This window comes from Lysobacter arenosi (genome assembly GCF_016613475.2).
GTDB lineage: Bacteria > Pseudomonadota > Gammaproteobacteria > Xanthomonadales > Xanthomonadaceae > Lysobacter_J > Lysobacter_J arenosi.
Genome location: NZ_CP071517.1, coordinates 3,548,139 through 3,568,809, shown reverse-complemented (window position 1 = coordinate 3,568,809; position 20,671 = coordinate 3,548,139). Strand labels below are relative to the sequence as shown.

Below are 20,671 nucleotides of genomic sequence, written 5' to 3'. Positions count from 1 at the left end.
CGCTTACTCCACGACCGTGCGCGACTGTTCGCGCAGGTACTGCTGCAGGTAATAGAACGAGGCGATCGCCTTGCCGGTCGAGCCCGAGCCCTTCCATCCGCCGAACGGCTGGTAGCCCGGCCAGGCGCCGGTGGTCGCGCCTTGCGGACGGTTGGCGTAGGTCACGCCGGCTTCGATGCGGTCCTGGAACCACGGCACTTCGTCGCTGCCGCCATAGAAGCCGGCGGTGAGGCCCATGTCGGTGTCGTTGGCCAGGCGCATCGCGTGTTCGCGGTCGCGATAGCGGTGCAGCATCACGATCGGCAGGAACATCTCCTGCTTCCACAGCGGGTGCGCCAGGTCGGCCTCGGCCAGCACCGGCTCGACGTAGTAGCCACGCGCCAGGTCGCCATCGCGCAACTGGCGCCCGCCGGCGACCACGGTCGCGCCATCGGACTGCAGCTGCTGCATGTAGTGGGCGTAGTTGCCGTAGGCGCTGTCGTTGATGACCGGTCCAAGCCAGTTCTCGCGACTGCGTGCATCGCCAATGCGGATCGCCTCGATCTTGCCGCGCAGCAGTCCGATCAACTGGTCGGCAACGCTGTCGTGCACGTACAGCCGCGACAGCGCCGAGCACTTCTGCCCGCCCATGCCGAAGGCCGAACGGACGATGCCGGTGGCGGCGCGCTCGAGGTCGGCGTTTTCGGTGACGATGCACGGATTCTTGCCGCCCATCTCGGCGATGCACGGCCGCGGATAGGCGCCGCCGGCCATCTGCCGCAACAGCTGCATGCCCACGCCGACCGAGCCGGTGAAGGTGATGCCGGCGGTCAGCGGATGCTGCGCCAGTGCCTCGCCGACCTCGCGGCCCGACCCGGACACGTAGTTGAAGACGCCCGGCGGCAAGCCGGCGTCGCGGATGCAGTCGGCCAGCAGGCGGCCGGACCAGGGCGTGTCGCTGGCGGCCTTGACCACCACCGTGTTGCCGGTGACCAGCGCGGCGGCGACCGGTCCGCCGGCCAGCGCGAACGGGAAGTTGAACGGCGCGATCACCACCCACACGCCGTGCGGCCGCATCACGCTGCGGTTGCGCGAGACGGTGCCCTCGAGCGGGTCGTTCGGCAGTGGCCGGTCGTAGCCGGCGTTCTGTTCGTAGTCGTCGGCGTAGTAGTGGAAGAAGTCGACCGTCTCCTGAGCCTCGCCCAGCGCCTCCATGCGGTTCTTGCCGACTTCGAGGGTCAGCGCCGCGGCGATGTCGTAGACGCGCTCCTCCATCAGGTCACCGACCTTGCGCATCAGGCGTGCGCGCTCGGCCACCGGCAACGCGCGCCAGGCCGGGAACGCGGCATGCGCGGCCCGCATCGCACTGTCGACATCGCCGGCATTGGCCAGCGCGAACTCGCCCAGCGACAACGCGCTGTCGATCGGGCTGCGCCGCTGCGCGTGGTTCGCCGCCGGCCGGTCCTCGCCGTTGATGAACAGTTCGTGGCGCCGGCCGAGGTCGGCACTGACCCGGGCCATCGCGGCCTCGAAGCGCTCGTGCATCGCCTCGGGCGGGTTGAACATCGTGGCGTAGGTCAGGCGGAAGCTCATGGCGGCCTCGCTGCGGTCAGGACGATCGCGGAATGGATGAAGGCGTGTCTGTTTTCGGGATCATTTGGCGAAGAACTGCGCCAGCAGGCGATCGAGCAGCGATACCGCGTCGGCCAGTTCGGCCTCGCTGACCACCAGCGGCGGCGCCAGCACGATCAGGTTTCCGCGCGTGGCGAACGAGACGCCCTGCGCCATCGCGGTATCTACCAGCGACTTCAGCGCCGGCGGTGTCTGCGGCCACGGCGCCAGCGGCGCGCGGCTATCGCGGTCGGCGACCAGTTCGATCACCGCGAACAGACCGTGGCCGCCGCGCACATCACCAATGACGCGATGGCGCGACTGCAGCTGCTGCAACTGCACCAGCAACTGCGCACCCAGCGCGCGCGATCGCGCGATCAGGCCTTCTTCCTCATAGGCCCGCAACGCCGCCACGCCGGCGGCGCAGGCCAGCGGGTGGCCGCAGTAGGTCAGGCCGGAGTACAGCATCTCGTGCTCCAGCGTCGCCGCAACCTCGGCGCTGAGCACCACCGCGCCCAGCGGCAACGCGGCGCCGGTGAGGCCCTTGGCCAGCGTCATCAGGTCGGGACGGCCGGCCTCGCCATGGCGCTGCCAGGCGAACCATTCGCCACAGCGACCGAATGCGCTCATCACCTCGTCGGCGATCAGCCAGACGCCGCGGTCGGCGGTGTGCTTGCGCAGCGCCGGCCAGTAGTTGTCGGGGGCGACGATGCCGTTGGTGCCGGCATCTGGCTCCATGATCACGGCGGCGACCTTGTCGACACCGAGGTCGTCGATGCGATCGGCCACGGCCGCGGCGGCGCGGTCGCCGCATTGCACTTCGTCGCGGCCACCAAACGGGCAGCGATAGCCGTACGGCGGCGGCACATGGTGCACGCCCAGTGCGCGCGGATCGATGCCGAGCGAATGCGCGCGGCTGTCGCCGGACAGTGCCATCGCCAGCTGCGTCGCACCGTGGTACGAGCGCTCGCGGGCGATGATGGCGCCACCGGGCTTGCGCGCGGCCTGGCGTGCGATCCGCACGGCGTGCTCGTTGGCGTCGGCGCCACCGAGGGTGAAGAAGACCCGTCCGCCCTCGAATCCGGAACGCTCCAGCAGCGCCTGTGCCAGTTCGGCGCGCGGCGTGGCACCCCAGGCGTTGGTGACGAAGCACAGCCGCTCGGCCTGGGAGCGGATGGCCTCGATCAGGCGCGGATGCTGGTGGCCGAGATTGCTGCACTCGGCCAGGCTGCTCATGTCGAGGATTTCGCGACCATCGGCCAGGCGCAGGCGCGCGCCGCGACCACCGACCACGGTCGGTGCGTCCCAGTCGGCCTGCACCGACCAGCTGTGCAGGACACTGTCGCGCTCAGCAATCACTATCGACTGACCCCATCGACTGCCTGCCTCCCCAGCAACAGATTTGTGCGCTATGCGCACTGATGTGCGTATTGCGCACCACTCTACGGAAGCCCTAATCTCGTCGTCAATCCGGTCCGCGCCGATGTGCGCGATGACCGCAACGCGTCACGACGATGGAGCGAAGGAACCCGGCATGCCGAGGAAAGCAGAGGGCTCGGACCAGTTCGAGGATGGCGGCGACTACGTGCAGTCGCTGGCGCGCGGGCTGTCGGTACTGTCGGCCTTCGGACGCGACCGCAACCGCCTGGGCCTGGCCGACATCGCCACGCGCACCGGACTGTCGCGCGCCGCGGCACGGCGCCTGGTCCTGACCCTGCAGCACCTGGGTTACGTCCGCGCCGTCGGCCGCGAGTTCATGCTCGGCCCGCGCGTGCTCGAACTGGGCTTCGGCTACCTGGGCTCGCTCAACCTCACCGACTTGGCCCAGCCGCTGATGGAAGACCTGGCGCGCAAGGTGCGCCAGAGCAGTTCGATGGCGGTGCTCGACGGGCAATCGATCGTCTACGTGCTGCGCGTGCCCGGCCAGCGCGTGATGAGCGTGAGCCTGGGCGTCGGCGCGCGCCTGCCGGCGTTCTGCGCGGCGATGGGCCGCGTGCTGCTGTCGGGCCTGGACGATGCCGAACTCGATAGCTGGCTGGCGCAGTGCAAGCCGACCCGGCTGACGCCGCACACGCAGACCGACCTGCGCCGCCTGCGCCGGATCATCTCCGACGTGCGCATGCAGGGTTACGCCTACGTCGAGCAGGAACTGGAACTGGGCCTGTGCTCGATCGCGGTGCCGCTGCGCAATGCGCAGGGCAGGATCGCCACGGCCATCAACGTGTCCATGCCCTACCACCCCGATGCCTCGCGCCACGCGCTCGAGAACGTGCTGCCGCAACTGGAGCAGACCGCGCAGGCGATCGAGGGTTGCGTACCGGCGAACCGGTTGCAGGCGGTGACTGCATGAGGGCGGTCCGCTGATGCACGGCATGCGCCCCGTCTATCTCTGCGACGGCGTGCGCACGCCGTTCGGCCGTTATCGCGGCGGCCTGTCGATGGTGCGAGCCGACGACCTCGCCGCCCTGCCGATCCGGCAGTTGATGCAGCGCAATGCCGGGCTCGATCCGGCGGCCATCGACGAGGTCATCCTCGGCTGCGCCAACCAGTCCGGCGAAGACAACCGCAACGTCGCACGCATGGCACTGCTGCTGGCCGGCCTGCCGCTGTCGGTGCCGGGCGTCACCGTGAACCGTCTGTGCGCGTCCGGGCTGGAGGCCGTCGGCCAGGCCGCGCGCGCGATTGCGTTGGGCGAGGCCGCTCTGGTGATCGCCGGCGGCGTCGAGAGCATGTCGCGCGCGCCCTATGTGATGGGCAAGGCCGAGGACGCGTTCAACCGCGACCAGACCCTGCAGGACACCACCCTGGGCTGGCGCTTCGTCAATCCGAAGTTCGAGGCACTGCACGGCGTCGACCCGATGATGCGCACCGCGCAGAACCTCGCCGACGAACACGGCATCGCCCGCGCCGACCAGGATGCGTTCGCCTTGCGCTCGCAGCAGCGCGCGGCGCGGGCCATCGCCAGCGGCCGCCTCGCCCGCGAACTGATGGCGGCGGGCAAGCTCGACAGCGACGAGCAGCCGCGCGCCGACACCACGCTGGAAAAGCTTTCGACACTGGCGCCAGCCCTGGGCGCCGGCACCAGCATCACCGCCGGCAACGCCTCGGGCATCAACGACGGCGCCTGCGCACTGCTGCTCGCCAGCGAGGACGCGATTTCGCGCCATGGCCTGACGCCGCGCGCCCGCGTGCTCGGCATGGCCAGCGCCGGCGTGGCACCGCGGACGATGGGAATCGGGCCGGTGCCGGCAATCGGCCGGCTGTTGCCGCGGCTGGGGCTGGGCCTGGACGACTTCGACACGATCGAGATCAACGAGGCCTTTGCCGCCCAGGTGCTGGCGGTCACGCGCGCGCTCGGCCTGGCCGACGACAGCCCGCGGGTCAACCCGAATGGCGGCGCGATCGCGCTCGGCCATCCGCTCGGGGCCAGCGGCGCCCGGCTCACCCTGACGGCGATGCATGAACTGGAAACCCTTGCTCCGGGGAGGAAGGGCCCGCAACGGGCGTTGCTGTCGATGTGCGTCGGTGTGGGACAGGGTGTCGCCGTGGCCCTGGAGCGCGTTTCGTGAACCAGTCACTGAACCACCCAGACCGCTTACTGTTAAAAATTGGTGATTCTTGCAGCCTGATTCGGCATAGTCAGGTGGCGTCACCGCACTGCCAGCCCCCGCCGTCCTGTCACGCGTGAGACCCAGCATGAGCGCCGCACCCGAGCCCACTGCCACCCTCGAGATCGCACTGGCCCATGCCGTGCGGCTTCTGGACGAGCAACCGGCGCTGGCCGCGGCACAGGCCGCGGAGATCCTCCAGCATCTGCCCGGCCACCCGACCGCGCTGCTGGTGCTGGGCGCTTCGCGCACGGCCTGCGGCGACCATGTCGGCGCATTGGCCGTGCTCGAACCGCTGGCCCAGGCGCAACCGGGTTCGGCACGCACGCAACTGGAACTGGGCATCGCGCTGGGCCGCAACGGTCGCGGCGACGAAGCCCTGCAGGCCCTGCAGCGCGCGGTCGCACTCAAGCCCGACCTGCCCACGGCCTGGCTGGCCCTGGGCGAACACCTCCACGCAACCGGCGACAGCGTTGCCGCGCAGGCCGCCTACAACCAGCACGTTCGCTTTTCGAGCCGCGACCCGGCACTGTTGCGCGCCGGTGCAGCCCTGGCCGAGAACCGCATTCCCGAAGCCGAGGCACTGCTGCGCGCTCACCTGGCGAGGTCGCCCAACGACGTGGCCGCGCTGCGCATGTCCGCCGAGCTGGCCGCGCGCCTGGACCGCGGCAGCGACGCCGAGGCCCTGCTGGCGCGCTGCCTTGAGCTGGCCCCGGACTTCCACGCCGCACGCCAGCACTACGCGCTGGTCCTGCACCGCGGCAACAAGTCCGAGCAGGCGCTGGTGCAGATCGACACGCTGCTCGCCGCCGCGCCGGACAACCCCGGCTATCGCAACCTCAAGGCGGCCGTGCTGTGCCGCATCGGCGACTACACCACGGCGATCGACCTCTACGAGGGCATCCTTCGTGCGTACCCGCGCCAGACACGCGCGTGGATGAGCTACGGCCACGCGCTCAAGACCGCCGGCCGCCAGGACGAGTCGATCGCCGCCTACCGCCGCTGCATCGCGCTGGAACCGTCGCTGGGCGAAGCCTGGTGGAGCCTGGCCAACCTGAAGACCCTGCGTTTCACCGCCCAGGACATCGAGACCATGCGCGCGCAGCTGGCGCAGCCGCGGCTGTCCGACGACAACCGCCTGCACCTGGACTTCGCACTGGGCAAGGCGCTCGAGGACAGCGCCGACTACGAGGGTTCATTCGGGCACTACGCGCGCGCCAATGCCCTCCGCCACGATCAGATCGACTACAACGCCGGCGCCACCACGGCCAAGGTCGAACACGTCCGCCAGCTGTACACGCGCGAGTTCTTCGCGCGCCGGGCGGGCAGCGGCGAGCAGGCCCGTGATCCGATATTCATCGTCGGCCTGCCGAGGTCGGGATCGACGCTGCTTGAGCAGATCCTGTCCAGCCACAGCCTGGTCGAAGGCACGATGGAGCTGTCGGAAGTCACCACCATCAGCCGCGAACTGCGCTCGCGCGCCGCTGCCGATGCCGCCGGCCCTGGTCGTTACCACGACGTGCTGGCCACGCTCGACGGCGACGAGCTGCGCGCGATCGGCCGCCGCTACCTCGACCGCACGCGTATCCACCGCCACACCGACGCGCCGTTGTTCATCGACAAGATGCCCAACAACTTCATGCACGTCGGCCTGATCCACCTGATGCTGCCCAACGCACGCATCATCGACGCGCGCCGGCATCCGCTGGCGTGCTGCTTCTCCAACTTCAAGCAGCACTTCGCCCGCGGCCAGGGCTTCAGCTACAGCCTCGACGACATCGGCCGCTTCTACCGCGACTATGTCGCGCTCATGTCGCATTTCGACCGTGTCCTGCCCGGCCGCGTCCATCGCGTGATCTATGAGCGCATGGTCGACGACACCGAGGCCGAAGTCCGCCGCCTGCTCGACGCCTGCGGCCTGCCCTTCGAGGCGCAGTGCCTGCGCTTCTTCGAGAACGAACGGCCGGTGCGCACCGCCAGCTCCGAACAGGTGCGCAAGCCGATCTTCCGCGAAGGCCTCGATCAGTGGCGCCATTACGAACCCTGGCTCGAACCGCTCAAGGCGGCACTGGGCCCGGTGCTCGACGCCTACCCCGAGCCACCTGGGGAAAATTGAAAGCAAGCAGTTCGGTTTCCGCGCTATTTCGTCCGTCTGGGGAGAGAAGAACGATGCAGAAGTCCGGCAGTAGATCACGTACACACGTCGCGCCCGCGCGACTCAAGCGCTTTCCGCTGACGGCAGCCATCTGCCTGGCGTTCGCCTCACCGGCGTTCGCCCAGGATGCCGCCACGCAGCCGGCGCAACCGGCCCAGCCCACGCAGACCACCGCAGGCCAGCGCGAGGCGCTCGTCCTCGATACGGTCACGGTGACCTCGCAGAAGCGTTCGGAGAACCTGCAGAAGGTGCCGATCAGCATCGAAGTGCTGGGCGAGCAGAAGCTCGACGAACTCAACGTCACCGATTTCGAGGACTACGTTAAGTTCCTGCCGAGCGTCTCCTACCAGACCTTCGGTCCCGGCTTCTCGCAGATCTACATGCGCGGCGTCGCCAGCGGCGGCGACGGCAACCACTCCGGCTCGCTGCCGAGCGTGGGCGTGTACCTCGACGAGCAGCCGATCACCACCATCCAGGGCCCGCTCGACCTGCACATCTACGACGTCGCCCGCGTCGAGGCGCTGTCCGGCCCGCAGGGCACGCTGTACGGCGCCAGCGCCCAGGCCGGTGCGCTGCGCATCATCACCAACAAGCCCGACTCCGGCGCCTTCGCCGCCGGCTACGACCTCGAGCTCAACAGCGTCAGTGGCGGCGGCATCGGCCACATCGAGGAAGGCTTCGTCAACGTACCGCTCAGCGACTCGGCCGCATTCCGCCTGGTCGGCTGGAACCAGCACGACGCGGGCTACATCGACAACAAGCCGCAGGACCGCCAGTTCCCGATCCGCGTCGACGACGGCGGCACGCCGGGGGACACCAGCGACGACGTCCGCGGCAGCTGGGGCGGCGTGCTGACCAACCGCAACTGCACCAGCAACGACCTGCTGGTCTGCACGGGCCGCGCCGAGGACGACTACAACGACGTCGACACCACCGGCGCGCGCATGGCCCTGCGTTGGGACATCAACGAGAACTGGGCGATCACGCCGATGATCATGGGCCAGAAGGCCGTGGCCAACGGCGCCTTCTTCACCGACCGCGAAGTCGGCGACCTGGCGATCAGCCACTTCTACAAGGAGAGGTCGGACGACCGCTGGTGGCAGGCCGCCATGACGGTGGAAGGCAAGATCGGCAACTTCGACCTGACCTACGCCTACGGCCACCTCAAGCGCGACGTCGACGTCGACTCCGACTACAACGACTACGGCTTCTGGTACGACACGCTGGCCTCCTACAGCGCCTACGACGACAACGACAACTTCATCAACCCCTCCCAGTACATCCAGGGCAAGGACCGCTACAAGAAGGACAGCCACGAGCTGCGCCTGAGCTCGCCGAGCGAAGACCGCTTCCGCCTCACCGCCGGCCTGTTCTACCAGGACCAGAAGCACGACATCGAACAGCGCTACAAGATCGACGGCTTCGGTTCGCAGTACTCCATCACCGGCTGGCCCGACACCATCTGGCTGACCAAGCAGGACCGCGAAGACAAGGACGAGGCGATCTTCGGCGAGTTCTCGTACGACTTCATCCCCGAAGTGCTGATCGGCACCATCGGCGGCCGCCACTTCCGCTCGGAGAACAGCCTCAAGGGCTTCTTCGGCTTCAGTGACGGCTGGTCGTCGGGTTCCTCGTACGGCGAGTCGATCTGTATCGAGCAGTTCGGTCCGGACCCGGCCAACTGGCCGTCGTTCAATGGCGCCCCGTGCCAGATCTTCGACAAGACGGTCAAGGAAAGCGGCAACCTGGGCAAGGCCAACCTGACCTGGCAGATCACGCCGACCAAGATGATCTATGGCACCTGGTCGGAAGGCTACCGTCCGGGCGGCATCAACCGCCGCGGCACGCTGCCGCCGTACCTGTCGGACTACCTGACCAACTACGAGATGGGCTGGAAAACCAGCTGGGCCGACAACCGCGTCACCTTCAACGGCTCGGTGTTCCACCAGGAGTGGGAAGACTTCCAGTTCTCCATCCTCGGCGCCAACGGCCTGACCGAGATCAAGAACGCCAACCAGGCCAGCATTGACGGCCTGGAAATGGACGTGAACTGGGCGGCGACCTACAACCTGCAGATCGGTGCCGGCGTGGCGTTCTACGACGCCCAGCTGACCGAGAACTACTGCGGCTTCACCGACGACGCCGGCAACCCGGTCACCGACTGCGCCGATCCGGAAGCACCGGACGGCACGCGCCTGCCGGTCACGCCGGAGTTCAAGGGCAACATCATCGCCCGCTACAACTTCACGCTGGGCTCGATGGATGCCTTCGTGCAGGGCGACGTGGTGCACGTGGGTCAGCGCACGTCTGACCTGCGCATCCTCGAACGCGGCATCCTCGGCGAGCTGGATGCGTACACCGTGGCGGACTTCTCGGTGGGCGTCGCCCGCAACAACTGGTCGTTGAGCATGTACATCAACAACATCTTCGACGAGCGCGCGGACATCTACCGGTTCGCCAGCTGCGCGGAGACGGTGTGCGGTGCTTCGGGCGTGGTGCCGGAGTATCCGAACGGCCAGATCTACACCGTGACCAACCAGCCGCGCACGATCGGCATCCGGTTCGGGCAGAAGTTCTAAGGGGAAGTGCGACAAGAGGTATGGGGTGAGGGAAGCCGGCGGCAATCGGGGGGTTGCCGCCGGCTTGTTTTTTTGGCACCGCAGCCGCGGCTTTCAGGCGTTAGACCTCATGTTCGATCCGTTCTCTCTTGCTGAAACAAATCTGCGTAGAGCCGGCTGGCTCCTGGGGCTTGAGATCCTCGGAGGCACGGGGGCAGTCATGGGCCTTTCCGAACTGGGCTATCCGGCCGATCTCGCGATCGTGGCTGTCTGGCTTCTCAACGTTGTCGCCGCGTGGTTCATCGGCAAAGCCGCCGCGGCCCAAGGTAAGAGCCGATGGCTCTACGGCTTGCCTGCACTGGCGCCGCCGATCGCGGTATGGCTGTTCTTCAAGCTTCACAGTGAGGACGCTCTGAGGAGGCTGTCTCCTGGAAGCCCGCCGTGACCCGTCCCCTGTCCTTCCGCAAGGCATTCTGGCTTTTCTTGCGCAACTCAAGCCCAAATGCCCCGTTTCAGCCGGACTTCGCCAGGCAGACAGGCATCAGCGAGGTCGCGGCGACCGCATGCATCCTGCTGGGTTTCTTTGCTGGTGTGCCACTCACGCTGGGGTTCGCCAGGCTCCTCATCCCATGGCTCGTTGATTTCTTCGTGCCACTGTTTGTTCTGACCGTGATCGCTTTCTTCATCCTGGTCCAAGGCGCTGCCACGTATGCCGCCTACCGCGCATGGCATCGGCGCTGCTACCCTGCGGCCTGACAGGACTCAGGCCTTGGCTTCAGATGAGCCATTCCCACCACTTCCATTCCTGGGCATTCCGGGAGCCCGTTGAGACCGGCACCTTCACCACCAGACAGGTGCTGGAAGGCGGATTCCCGATCCTTGAGGTCTACCACGACGCTGACGGCGATTGGCAGTTCCTGTGTGGCACCACCACGGACACCGAGGACCTGAAGCTGGTATGCCTTGGCTGCATGGTCGAGCGTGATTCCGGGCTACTGGCCCTGGCAGACTTGCCGCTGGGCTGGTGCGCAGTTCGTGATCGCGCCGAAGACCCTTGGCTTCGCGAACCATACGAGTCGCGCGAAGACGAGGCCTGACAGATCCTTGACGCCGAAGCCGCGGCGCGGCTCGGATCAACCTTGGGGCCAGTTCTCATGAAGCGTTCCCTCGCACTCGGCCTGCTGCTCACTTTCAACGCGTTTCTGGCGTCAGCCCAGTCCAATGTGGCGGACCTGTCCGCTCGCGTTGACTCCGGTGACGCGGCTGCATTCCACCAGGTCCTGGCGCTTGCGCAGACAACACCGCCCGGTGAATCACTTGAGCATCTCGCCGTGATCTCGAGCCACTTTGTCCGGATCAATCCGACTGAGTTCTTGCGGGCCCAGGCCCTGGGCAGGCCTTGTTTTGGCGTTTCCTTCATGGGGTCTGGATACGTGGACAATCCTGCCGCGAAGGAGCAGGAACGCTCGCTGCGTCGCGCTGCTCTGGAATCGGTATCTCAATCGTCACTGGCAGCGGTCAAGCAACAGTGTCTGGCAGAGCTCCGGTGAGGCCAGGGTCCGCCATGATCGGGGCGCTAGTTGAACTGAGCCGCATGCATGTCAATGTTCGTGACCGGACGCGCGGTGCGTCGGCTGCCATGAAAGTTCCTGTCGTCCTTGCAACTTCCCTTCTCCTCACGTCCTGCGCCACAAATTGCAACACCGTGCTTGGCTCCAAAGCGTGGACACCTATCGACTCAGAGCTTGCCGTGGTCCGCGACGCCAATGAAGTCGCCGCCAACGCCGGGCTTGTTCACCACACCATGGCCTATGGGCCGGTCACCTGGTATCGCCGAAGCAACGGCGACCTCTATCGCTGTGAACGGATTGAGGTCGGTGCGATCCTCTCGGGCAATCCTGATGACTGCATGGCCATGGGGGTGTACCTGACGCAGACTGGCAGTAGCTGGGACCCTCATCTCGGGGTGACGTCCAAGTGCCAGTAGTGGCAGCCAGCGATGTGGCCCTCTCAATCGTCGGACGCCAGTCCGCGGCACGACCCACCAGGCCGGGACAGCTTGCGGCAGCTAAACTGTCGACACGTTTCTGAGCTGGGGCGGCGCTCGATGAGAACACTGGTTCTGGGTGGCTACGGAAACTTCGGCGCCCGGATTTGCCGCGCCCTCGCAGGCGACCCGACCATCGACCTGCTGGCAGGCGGCCGCAATCGCGACCAGGCGCAGCGGCTGGTCGACACGCTTGATGGCACCGCCAGCGCGGCGGCCGTCGACTTCACTGCACCGGACTTCGCGCAGACGCTCAGGCAGCTCGATGTCGGGCTGGTCGTGCATGCGGCCGGGCCGTTCCAGCGGCAATCGTACGCGGTGGCCCACGCCGCCGCCGAGGCCGGCGCGCACTACATCGACCTGGCCGATGGCCGGCGCTTTGTCTGCGACTTCCCTGCGGCGCTGCATCAGCGATTCCAGACCATCGGGCGTGTCGGCATCACCGGTGCGAGCACCGTTCCGGCCCTGTCGTCGGCGGTAGTCGAGCATCTGTGTGCGGGTTGGGCTGCGATCGATTCGATCGACATCTGCATCGCGCCTGCACAGACCGCGCCGCGCGGCAAGGCGACGCTGGCGGCGGTACTCAGTTACTGCGGCGAGCCGATCCGGATCTGGCGCGGCGGGAAATGGGTCGAGGCGCCGGGCTGGGCCAAGCCGGAGCGCGTCGATTTCCTGCGCATGCGCCCGCGCATCGGCGCCCTGTGCGACATCCCCGACCTCGAACTCTTTCCCTCGCACTACGCCGTGCGCGACGGCGTGATGTTCCGGGCGGCGCTCGAGGTCGGTTTCACGCAGCGCGCCTTTGCGGTGCTGGCGTCGCTGCGTGGTCGTGGCCTGCTCAAGCGGCCGGAACGATGGGCCGGATTGTTGAATCGGACCGCCGTTGTCTTCGACTTCCTCGGAACGTCGCTGGGCGGGATGGTCGTCCGCGTCGAAGGCCTCGATGGGCGCGGGCGCCCTGCCCGGCGCGCCTGGCACATCGCCGCCGATTACGACCATGGACCCGAGATTCCGTGCATGCCCGCGATCCTGCTGGCCCGCAAGTTGGCCGCCGGCAGCGCAATGCCGGCCGGCGCCTTCACCGCCACTGGGCTGCTGAAGCTGGCCGAGTTCCAGGGCGAGTTCGCACGCTGGAAGATGGTGAGCGACATCGTCGATGAAGCAGTTTCGTCCCCTTCCGAACCCATGCCTGACGCCACCGCCGCATGACGACCTACTTGCTGGTGAAGTGGATCCACATCCTGTCGAGCGTCGTGCTGGTCGGCACGGGATTCGGTACGGCGTTCTATCTGTTCTTCGGCAACCGTAGCGGCAACGTACAGGCGCAGGCGGTGGTCGCGAGGCTGGTGGTGCGGGCGGACTGGTGGTTCACCACGCCCGCTGTCCTGATCCAGCCTGCCAGTGGCTTCCTCATGGCGCACCTGGCCGGCTGGCCGCTGGCGACGCCATGGCTGTCGTTGTCGATCGCTCTCTACCTCATCACCGGAGCCCTCTGGTTGCCGGTGGTGTGGCTGCAGGTGCGTATGGCAGCCATCGCGACGGCGGCGGCCGACGGTGGCAATGAGCTGCCGGCCCGGTACTGGCGTTACGCGAAATGGTGGGAGGCGTTGGGCTACCCTGCGTTCGCCGCGATGCTGGCGGTGTTCTACCTCATGGTGGCCAAGCCCGCGACGTGGTCGCAGCTGCTGCCCTGATCCCTCGCCCACCGACTCAGAGACCCGCATGAAGAAGCCGATCCCGCTGATTGCCGCCCTGATGACCTTCGCCGCAGTGGGGGCGTCGTTCGCTTCCGGGCCCGTCAGCACGAAGGCGGCCGCAGATCCGTTGTTCGACAGCATCTCGGCACTGGATACCGAGGTGTTTACCGCGTTCAACACCTGCAGCGAACCGGGACAACTGCAGAAGCACGCCAGCTACTTCGCCCCGGACGTCGAGTTCTACCACGACACCGGCGGCGTGACCTGGTCGCGGCAGGAGATGCTCGCCAGCACGGAGAAGTACGTGTGCGGCCACTTCCGCCGCGAGCTGGTGCCGGGCACGCTCAAGGTTTACCCGATCAAGGATTTCGGCGCCATCGAGGAGGGCTCGCATCGTTTCTGCCAGTTCGACAGCGGCAAATGCGAGGGGCTGGCTGACTTCCTGATCGTGTGGAACAGCAACAATGGCAAGTGGCAGATCACCCGCGTGCTCAGCTACGGGCACCGCGAGAACAAATAGCCGCGTGAACATGGGCTTCAATGCCCATCGGTGACAATCCACCCTCAGGCTTTTGGAGACACCAGGATGAAGTACGAGGGAAGCTGCCATTGCGGCCGCGTCGCGTTCGAGGTGGAAGGCACCATCGACAGCGGCCTGTCCTGCAATTGCTCGATGTGCGGCCGCAAGGGATCGCTGCTGTGGTTCGTCCCGCGCGATCAGATGCGGCTGACGACGCCCGAGGACGCGGCGAGCACCTACCTGTTCAACAAGCACGTGATCAAACACCGCTTCTGCCCGGTGTGCGGCATCCATCCCTACGGCGAAGGCACTGATCCGAAGGGCAACGCCGTCGCCGCGATCAACCTGCGTTGCCTCGAGGGCATCGACCTAGCCGCCATCCCGATCCACGAGTACGACGGCAAGTCGAAGTAAGGCTCGTCAGACTCGACGACCGAGGCGCGAGCGCTCCAGCCACCACAGGGCGGCGCTCGCCAGCAGCCACGCCAGCCACCAGGGCCAACGCTCGCCGGGGTGACCGGGAACCGAGGCCGATGCCGCGACCGTAACGGCGGAACCGGCGGCGAGGCGCGATGTCGCATCGCGTATCTCACCTGCATGCAGACCCGGCGCGGCCGCCGGTGCGCGCACGAAGAACGACAGCGACTGCTCGCCGGATCGCAGCTGGTGCCAGCCGGGATGGCGCGGCCAGAACGCCGCGCAGTTGCGCGGGCCGGTGGCCGGGTCGCGCAGCAGCTCGACGGTGTCGCCAGCCGGCGTCCTGACATTTGCGGCCGTGCCGACGGCGCACAGTGCGATGCGTTCGTGCTGGCGCGGTTCGCCTTCGATCACCAGGTCGTTACGGGCCTGCGCGCGGCCGATCGTCGCCAGCGCGGTGCTCCACATTTCGCCATGCAGATCGTCGCGACCGGCCAGTACCAGGCGGTAGCTGTCGGTCAGCGTCCACAAGGCGATACGTCCGCGCCCTTGCGCGCGCCATGCGCCCATCCAGGTGCTGGTGTCGTCGCGCAGTAGCGGCACTGCGTCGCCGGGCGGAATGCGCAGGTCGCGTCGCGTCAACGCAGGGATGTCGGGCAATGCCGCGTCGTGCAGCCTGGGCGCGTCCGGTGTGCCGGGTCCGATGCGTGCACGGGTGGCGTCCTCGTCGTGCGCAGTGGGCGCAAGTTTCACCGTCGCCGAATCGCTGCCGCCGGCGACCGCGAAGCCGAGCGCCTGCAAGCGGCGACGCTCGACCGGCGATGGTGCAGCGGTGACCCGCAGCAGCACACCGAGGCCGTTGTTGATTGCATCGGTGAGGGCGGCACGCTGGCTGTCGCCGAGTGCGGACCAGGCGCGTTCGTCCAGGATCACAAGGTCGAATCGGCCAAGGTTGCCGGCATTGATCGCGATCGGTGCATCGCCCAGCTGCATGCCGCCGCCCACCGAGACCTGGGTCTGCAGCGTCAAACCGGCGTCACGCGCCCAGCGGCGCAGGTATTTCACTTCCGGACCAGGCGCACCGGCCATCAACAACACGCGCGGCGGGGTTGCCGCAGTTGCCTGCACAGGCAATTCGACGTCTTCGACGATGGCTTGCCGCGCATCGCGCAGGCGAATGGTGAAGCTGGCGGTGCCGGCGACTCGTGGGCTTGCGGTCAGCGTGAAGCGTCCGTCGGCCGGCAGTGCGACGCGATCGACACGGCGCCGACCCGGATCGAGCAGTTCGGCCGAGCCGCCACGCAGATCGTGCGCGCGCCCGGCGACCACGAAGTCCGCACCCGCTACCACCTGGCGAGGTGCCTGCAGTTCGACCAGTCCGCGTGGCAATGCATTGGCGGTGAACTCCACTGCCAGGCCACGGACGGCATCGCGATCGCGCGCTTCGAGGCCCGCGCCGACGATGCGCACGCGCTGCGTGCCCGGATGCTGACGCAGTGCCGTGGCGAGATCCGGGACGCGTTCGACATCGGCCAGCTTTGTTGCTTCGGGCAAGGCGACAAACGCCTCGCCACCGCGGCCCGCACCCAGCTGCGCCGTCGTCGCCCCGGCGGTGGCGACGATCAGCGTGCCGGCTTCACCCGGCAGCGAAGGTGGCACGAGCGCGAAGTACAGCAACGTCGCGCACACCGGTTGCGCCAGCAGCAGCAAGGCAACGCGCCACCCGCGCGAGCGTTGCGCCGGCGGCGCGCGCCACTGCCGGTGCAGCAAGCGCGCGCACGCGACCGCCATCGCGACGGCAAGCAGCACGGCCACCAGCATCGGCAGGTTTAAGGCTGGCGCGGTCACTTCAGTTCCTCCTGGCGCAACGCCTCCAGGTAGCGTCGCCCCGCGGCATCGCCGGCATTGCGCCGTGGCACGGCCGTGGCCGGGCGCGGCAGCAGCGGCCACAGCAATGCGCGCAGGTCGGCGCGGCATGTCGCGCAATCGGGATCGGCGCGCAGCGCTTCGATCGCGGCGACGAACGCGAGCGGATCCGCCAAGCGCGTCTCGTGCTCGCGCAGCCAGCGCTCGAGCGCGGTGAAGTCGATCGGCGCGGCGGGAACCTGCGATGCGTCCAGCGAACTCCACAGCGCCGCAAGCGTCGGGTCGGCGATGTCGGCCGCCACCAGCGCGTCGTCGCGGCGCGCCAGGCCGGCGCGATCGCCGCTCATGCGCCGGCTCTCGTCGATCGGCGGCAGCTCCGGGCCGACGCGGGCAAGATAGATACGCGTGGCCTGCTGCACCTGCTTGATGAAACGCAGCGCGCGGTAGGCGTACGGCAGGGCCAGCTCGGGATGGCCCTGTCGCAGGTGACCTTCGGACTGCCACATCTCGTCGAGGGCCGACTTGAGGATCTTGCGCGTCTCCGGATCGAGCAGCGTGGCCGCTTCGGCGTGATCGTGGGTGTGGCCGTACTCTTCGAGCACCGCGCCCTCCTCACCGAACTTCCCTGCCCCGCCCGCTTCGGCGTGGCCATGCTCGTCGGCGGGTGCCTCGGCCGTTTCGTCGGCGCCATGCGCGTCATTGGCATCGTTGGTCGGCGGCGGTTTCGGGTCGCCCTCGGCTTCTTCGCCGAGGAACTGGCCGTAACGCAGTCGCAGGATGCGCTGGTCGACGCCGATCGCGTCGCTGCGCTTCACGTAGCTGTCGGCCTCGAGCTTGCGCTTCTCCTTCAGCAGCGCCTCGGCGTCGATGATGATCTGGCGCTGGCTGCGGAAGTACGCCGGCAGCACCTTCTTTGACCATGCCTTCCAGGCCGGTGGTCTCGGTACCCAGGTCGGACGGCCAGCGCAGGATCAGGCTGGCGCTGCGTGCCGATTGCGCAGTCGGGGTACGGTTGTCGTTGATGCTCAGCTGCACGATCAGGTCGTCGCCGGCAGCCAGGCCGAGCGCGGCCAGGTCGAGGCGATGGGCGTAGCGCTTGACCGTCGCGCTGCCGCTGCCGCTGCTGCTACCGGCAATCGTCATCGACTGCTCGCGGAAGGTGATGTTCTCGCCGCTGCCCTGCGCCAGGGTGATGCGCAGCGTGCCGGAGGAAGCGACGCCGTAGTCGTCGCTGCCCTCGAACGCCAGCGCCCAGCTGCGCTGGCCCTGCGTCATCAGGCTCAGGCTGCGGTCGGGTTCGAGCACGCGCAGTTGCGGCGCGCGGTCGGGGATGGCGTCGAGACGGTGCAGCGTCGCCGGCTGCAGCGGCGGGGCACCGGCCACGACGATGCGGTACAGCGCCGAGCGGGCGAGCACGTCACTGCCGCGCCAGTCGTCGCCTTCGCGGGTGAGCTTCAGGCGGCGGCCGTCGTGGAAGACCAGTTCCACCGATGCCGGCTGCGGCGCAAAACGGATCGTCCATTGCAGGCGCGTGCCCTGCGGTGCCTTGGCATCGAGGGTGGCGTCGTCGCGCGCGGGTTGGCGCGTGTAACCGGGCGGCGTGATCTGCAGGCGTTGCTGGACGATGCTCGTCTGCGTCGGCGCGGCCGGAGTGACGCCGACGCTCGACAGGACATCGTCAAACGTCGCGCCCGGGCGTGCGGGCCACAGCAGGATCGCCGCGATCGCAACGATGGCGACGCCGCTGCCGATCGCATGCACACGCGTCGACCAGCGCGGACGCAGGTCCGGTGGCGGGGCACTCTCGATGCGTTGCTGCAGGCGACCCAGTTGCAGTCGCTCCAGGCCGGTCATGACGGCGGCCGGCGCGAATAGCAGGTCGGTGCTGTCGTCCATGTCGGCACGGCGGGCATCGAGTTCGCGGACCAGCCAGCGCGTGTCGAGCGTGCGGGCGCGATGGAAGGCGAACGCCCCCGTTGCCACGGCCGCGATCACCAGCACCGTCAACGCCGCGGCGGCTCCGCCCAGGCGCCAGGCCAGTGCGACAGCGACCAGCAGCCACGGCAGGCAGCGCAACGCGGCATCGAGGCCGCGACGCCAGCGTGCCTGCTGCAATGCGCGTTGCAGGACGGTCATTGCGCTCATGGCGCCACCGTCCGGCGTGCGCCGGTCGCAAGCCAGCGTTCGCCCAGGAACAGCAACGCGATCAGCAGCACCAGCCACGGTTGCAGGTCGCGCGGCGACTGCGGGAACACGGGGCCACCTGTCAGCGGTTCATGCGTTGCGGCGAGAACGCGCGTTGGCGCAACTCGCGGTGGATCGAACAGGCTGCGCAGCTGCTGCGGGAAGTCTGGCTCCAGCAGCACGGGCATGGACTGCGGCGCCAGCTCGCGACTGAAGCGCATCACCCGGCCTTTGCCGTATGCCGCGCCTTCGACCAGCGGGGCGCCAGTGGGGTCACGCCACAGCACCGTTGTCGCCGGGAGGTTGGCGAGCGCGGTGTCGTGATCGAGCAGCGCAGTGCCGCCTTCGCGAACCCACGTGTCGATCGCGGCGGGCAAGGGGCCGGGCGCCAGCCAGATCAGTTGTCGGGTGTTGGCAGGCAAGGGTTGCGCGAGGGGTGCCTGGTCGGAAGCGACCGTCGAGCCTCCCTTCCACGCTGCCTGTGCGGCGCGCATGTAACGCATCGCCGCTTCGCGCTGCGGGGCGTAGCGGATGCTTGGCGCGAACGCAGCCGCTTCCGGCTGCGCGGGCGCGACCGGCATCGCACCGGGCAGCACACGCCATTCGATGCGATGGCTCAAGGACGGCAGTTGCGCATCGACGCCCGCGAGCTGTTCGGGCACGAGTACGGTCAGCGCGACACCCTCAGGCAATCCAGCATCGATTTCGCGCAACAGACTGGTCACCGGCGCGGACGCCGTTGGCGCCGCCTCGTCCAGCGACGGGAAGCCCGGCGCCAGCCAATGCCATCGCGCGTTCTCGGGCGCCTGCACCGCGCGCGCCTGCTTCAGATCCACGCCCGGTACCACGGCAATCCACGGCGCCTCGCTCGCGCCACCGACCATCACCGGTCGCGCCAACAGCAGCGCCAGCGCGACCAGCAGCAACAGCCGCAGCGCCAGCAACAGCCATTCGTCGAAGCGGATGCGATGACGCGGCTTCGGCTTCTGCCGCAGCCAGCGCAGTGCGGCGAACTGGATCGGCCGCTGCTCGCTGCGCCGCGCCAGGTGGATCAGCAGCGGCAGCAGCAGCGCGGCGAGCGCCGCGAGGCCGGCGGGCAACAGGAACGCCAGGCTCATGCGTACTCCGCGGCATCGCGCGAACCGAACAGGCGTCGCAGCGGCAGGTCCAGTGCCTGGTCGAGCACGTAGCGCGCATGGCGGATGCCGCTGGCATCCAGGCGCGCGTCGAGTTCGCGGCGTGCCGCCTCGAAGCGGCGCAGGAACTCGTCGCGCATCGCCACGCCATCGCCGCGCAGTTCTTCGCCGGTTTCCGGGTCGCGGAACACATGGCCACCGCGGAACGGGAAGTCGCGCTCCTCGGCGGTCAGGATCTGGATCGCGGCGACTTCGCGGCGTGCGGCTGCCAGCCGCGTCACCACTTCCAGCGCGCCTTCGTCGAAGGCATCGCTGAGCAGCACGACCAGGTCGCCGGCGCCGATGCGTTCCCACAACGGGCGCAGGCGCTCGGCCGACGGCCAGGTGCCGCCGGCCTCGACGCGCTGCAGTTCGAGCATGAATCGATCGCGCTGGCGCAGGCCGCTTCCAGGCGCGAGCACGCGCACGCCGTCGCCGTGGAGCACGGCCAGGCCGAAGCGGTCGCCCTGGCGCAAGGCCAGTTCGGCGACGCAGGCGGCCAGGCCCTTGGCGGCGGACAGGCGCGACCAGCCGGGGCGGGCTGCGTCTTCCTGCGCCATCGAGGCGGTGGCATCGACCAGCAACCACACCGCGAGCGGGCTTTCACGCTCGGCCTCGCGGACGAAGAATCGATCGGAGCGTGCGTAGAGTTTCCAGTCGACCTGGCGCAACTCGTCGCCGGGCTCATATGCGCGGTACTGGGCGAACTCCAGACCGGCGCCGCGGCTGCGGCTGTGGTGCAGGCCGATGCCCTGCAGGCCGACCGCGCGTCGCGAGGTCAGGCGCAGGTCCTTCAGCCGCGCACGCACCTGCGGCGGGATGAAGTCGACGAAGCTGGAACCGGGACTGGTCAC

At 68.2% G+C, this 20,671-nt stretch carries 18 protein-coding genes and 1 pseudogene; 13 read left to right on the top strand and 6 right to left on the bottom strand.

Annotated elements, in window-relative coordinates:
* Positions 1-3: 3 nt before the first annotated feature.
* Together HIV01_RS16390 and HIV01_RS16385 are read right to left on the bottom strand one after the other, a co-directional pair.
* Positions 4-1,572, bottom strand: a complete 1,569-nt coding sequence (locus HIV01_RS16390) for an aldehyde dehydrogenase family protein (protein WP_200608814.1) — start codon at positions 1,570-1,572, stop codon at positions 4-6.
* Positions 1,573-1,632: 60 nt separating this feature from the next.
* Complete coding sequence (locus tag HIV01_RS16385) at positions 1,633-2,949, bottom strand: aminotransferase family protein (RefSeq protein WP_200608816.1); 1,317 nt, start codon at positions 2,947-2,949, stop codon at positions 1,633-1,635.
* Positions 2,950-3,124: 175 nt separating this feature from the next.
* On the opposite strand from HIV01_RS16385, the gene HIV01_RS16380 reads away from it, so the two are divergent.
* The 13 genes from HIV01_RS16380 (at position 3,125) to HIV01_RS16320 (ending at position 14,589) form a co-directional block, all read left to right on the top strand.
* Complete coding sequence (locus tag HIV01_RS16380) at positions 3,125-3,940, top strand: IclR family transcriptional regulator domain-containing protein (protein WP_200608818.1); 816 nt, start codon at positions 3,125-3,127, stop codon at positions 3,938-3,940.
* A gap of 22 nt (positions 3,941-3,962) precedes the next feature.
* A complete protein-coding gene (gene pcaF, locus HIV01_RS16375; protein ID WP_200608820.1) occupies positions 3,963-5,159 on the top strand; it encodes a 3-oxoadipyl-CoA thiolase in 1,197 nt (398 codons plus the stop codon).
* A gap of 127 nt (positions 5,160-5,286) precedes the next feature.
* Positions 5,287-7,314 (top strand): tetratricopeptide repeat-containing sulfotransferase family protein, encoded by a 2,028-nt coding sequence (locus HIV01_RS16370; protein WP_200608822.1) that lies wholly within the window; start codon positions 5,287-5,289, stop codon positions 7,312-7,314.
* Between the two features lie 53 nt (positions 7,315-7,367).
* Entirely contained in the window at positions 7,368-9,932 is a 2,565-nt protein-coding gene (locus tag HIV01_RS16365) for a TonB-dependent receptor (RefSeq protein ID WP_200608824.1), read from the top strand.
* Positions 9,933-10,041: 109 nt separating this feature from the next.
* Positions 10,042-10,356: a hypothetical protein gene (locus HIV01_RS16360; protein WP_200608826.1), complete on the top strand. Its 315-nt coding sequence runs from the start codon at positions 10,042-10,044 to the stop codon at positions 10,354-10,356.
* Entirely contained in the window at positions 10,353-10,667 is a 315-nt protein-coding gene (locus HIV01_RS16355) for a hypothetical protein (protein WP_200608828.1), read from the top strand. Before HIV01_RS16360 ends, HIV01_RS16355 begins: the two co-directional genes overlap by 4 nt.
* A 23-nt stretch (positions 10,668-10,690) precedes the next feature.
* Positions 10,691-11,008: a hypothetical protein gene (locus tag HIV01_RS16350; protein WP_200608830.1), complete on the top strand. Its 318-nt coding sequence runs from the start codon at positions 10,691-10,693 to the stop codon at positions 11,006-11,008.
* Between the two features lie 57 nt (positions 11,009-11,065).
* Positions 11,066-11,461: a hypothetical protein gene (locus HIV01_RS16345; RefSeq protein WP_200608832.1), complete on the top strand. Its 396-nt coding sequence runs from the start codon at positions 11,066-11,068 to the stop codon at positions 11,459-11,461.
* A gap of 14 nt (positions 11,462-11,475) precedes the next feature.
* Complete coding sequence (locus HIV01_RS16340; protein ID WP_200608834.1) at positions 11,476-11,898, top strand: hypothetical protein; 423 nt, start codon at positions 11,476-11,478, stop codon at positions 11,896-11,898.
* A gap of 120 nt (positions 11,899-12,018) precedes the next feature.
* The gene (locus tag HIV01_RS16335; RefSeq protein ID WP_200608835.1) at positions 12,019-13,167 is read left to right on the top strand and encodes a saccharopine dehydrogenase family protein; all 1,149 of its coding nucleotides are present in this window, start codon (positions 12,019-12,021) and stop codon (positions 13,165-13,167) included.
* On the top strand, positions 13,164-13,652 hold the full coding sequence (locus tag HIV01_RS16330; protein ID WP_200608836.1) for a DUF2269 family protein: 489 nt from the start codon (positions 13,164-13,166) through the stop codon (positions 13,650-13,652). The genes HIV01_RS16335 and HIV01_RS16330 overlap by 4 nt, the downstream gene beginning before the upstream one ends.
* A 28-nt stretch (positions 13,653-13,680) precedes the next feature.
* Positions 13,681-14,175, top strand: coding sequence for a nuclear transport factor 2 family protein (locus tag HIV01_RS16325; RefSeq protein ID WP_200608839.1), 495 nt, complete (start codon positions 13,681-13,683; stop codon positions 14,173-14,175).
* Positions 14,176-14,241: 66 nt separating this feature from the next.
* The gene (locus tag HIV01_RS16320; protein WP_200608841.1) at positions 14,242-14,589 is read left to right on the top strand and encodes a GFA family protein; all 348 of its coding nucleotides are present in this window, start codon (positions 14,242-14,244) and stop codon (positions 14,587-14,589) included.
* Positions 14,590-14,595: 6 nt separating this feature from the next.
* Here HIV01_RS16320 and HIV01_RS16315 read toward each other — a convergent pair whose 3' ends face one another.
* The 4 genes and pseudogenes from HIV01_RS16315 to HIV01_RS16300 form a co-directional block, all read right to left on the bottom strand.
* Entirely contained in the window at positions 14,596-16,440 is a 1,845-nt protein-coding gene (locus HIV01_RS16315; protein ID WP_200608843.1) for a hypothetical protein, read from the bottom strand.
* Positions 16,437-18,594 (bottom strand): annotated as a pseudogene (locus tag HIV01_RS18420) (hypothetical protein). Before HIV01_RS18420 ends, HIV01_RS16315 begins: the two are co-directional and overlap by 4 nt.
* A gap of 5 nt (positions 18,595-18,599) precedes the next feature.
* Positions 18,600-19,760, bottom strand: a complete 1,161-nt coding sequence (locus tag HIV01_RS16305) for a BatA domain-containing protein (protein ID WP_200608845.1) — start codon at positions 19,758-19,760, stop codon at positions 18,600-18,602.
* Positions 19,757-20,671, bottom strand: coding sequence for a DUF58 domain-containing protein (locus HIV01_RS16300; protein ID WP_245156844.1), 915 nt, complete (start codon positions 20,669-20,671; stop codon positions 19,757-19,759). The genes HIV01_RS16305 and HIV01_RS16300 overlap by 4 nt, the downstream gene beginning before the upstream one ends.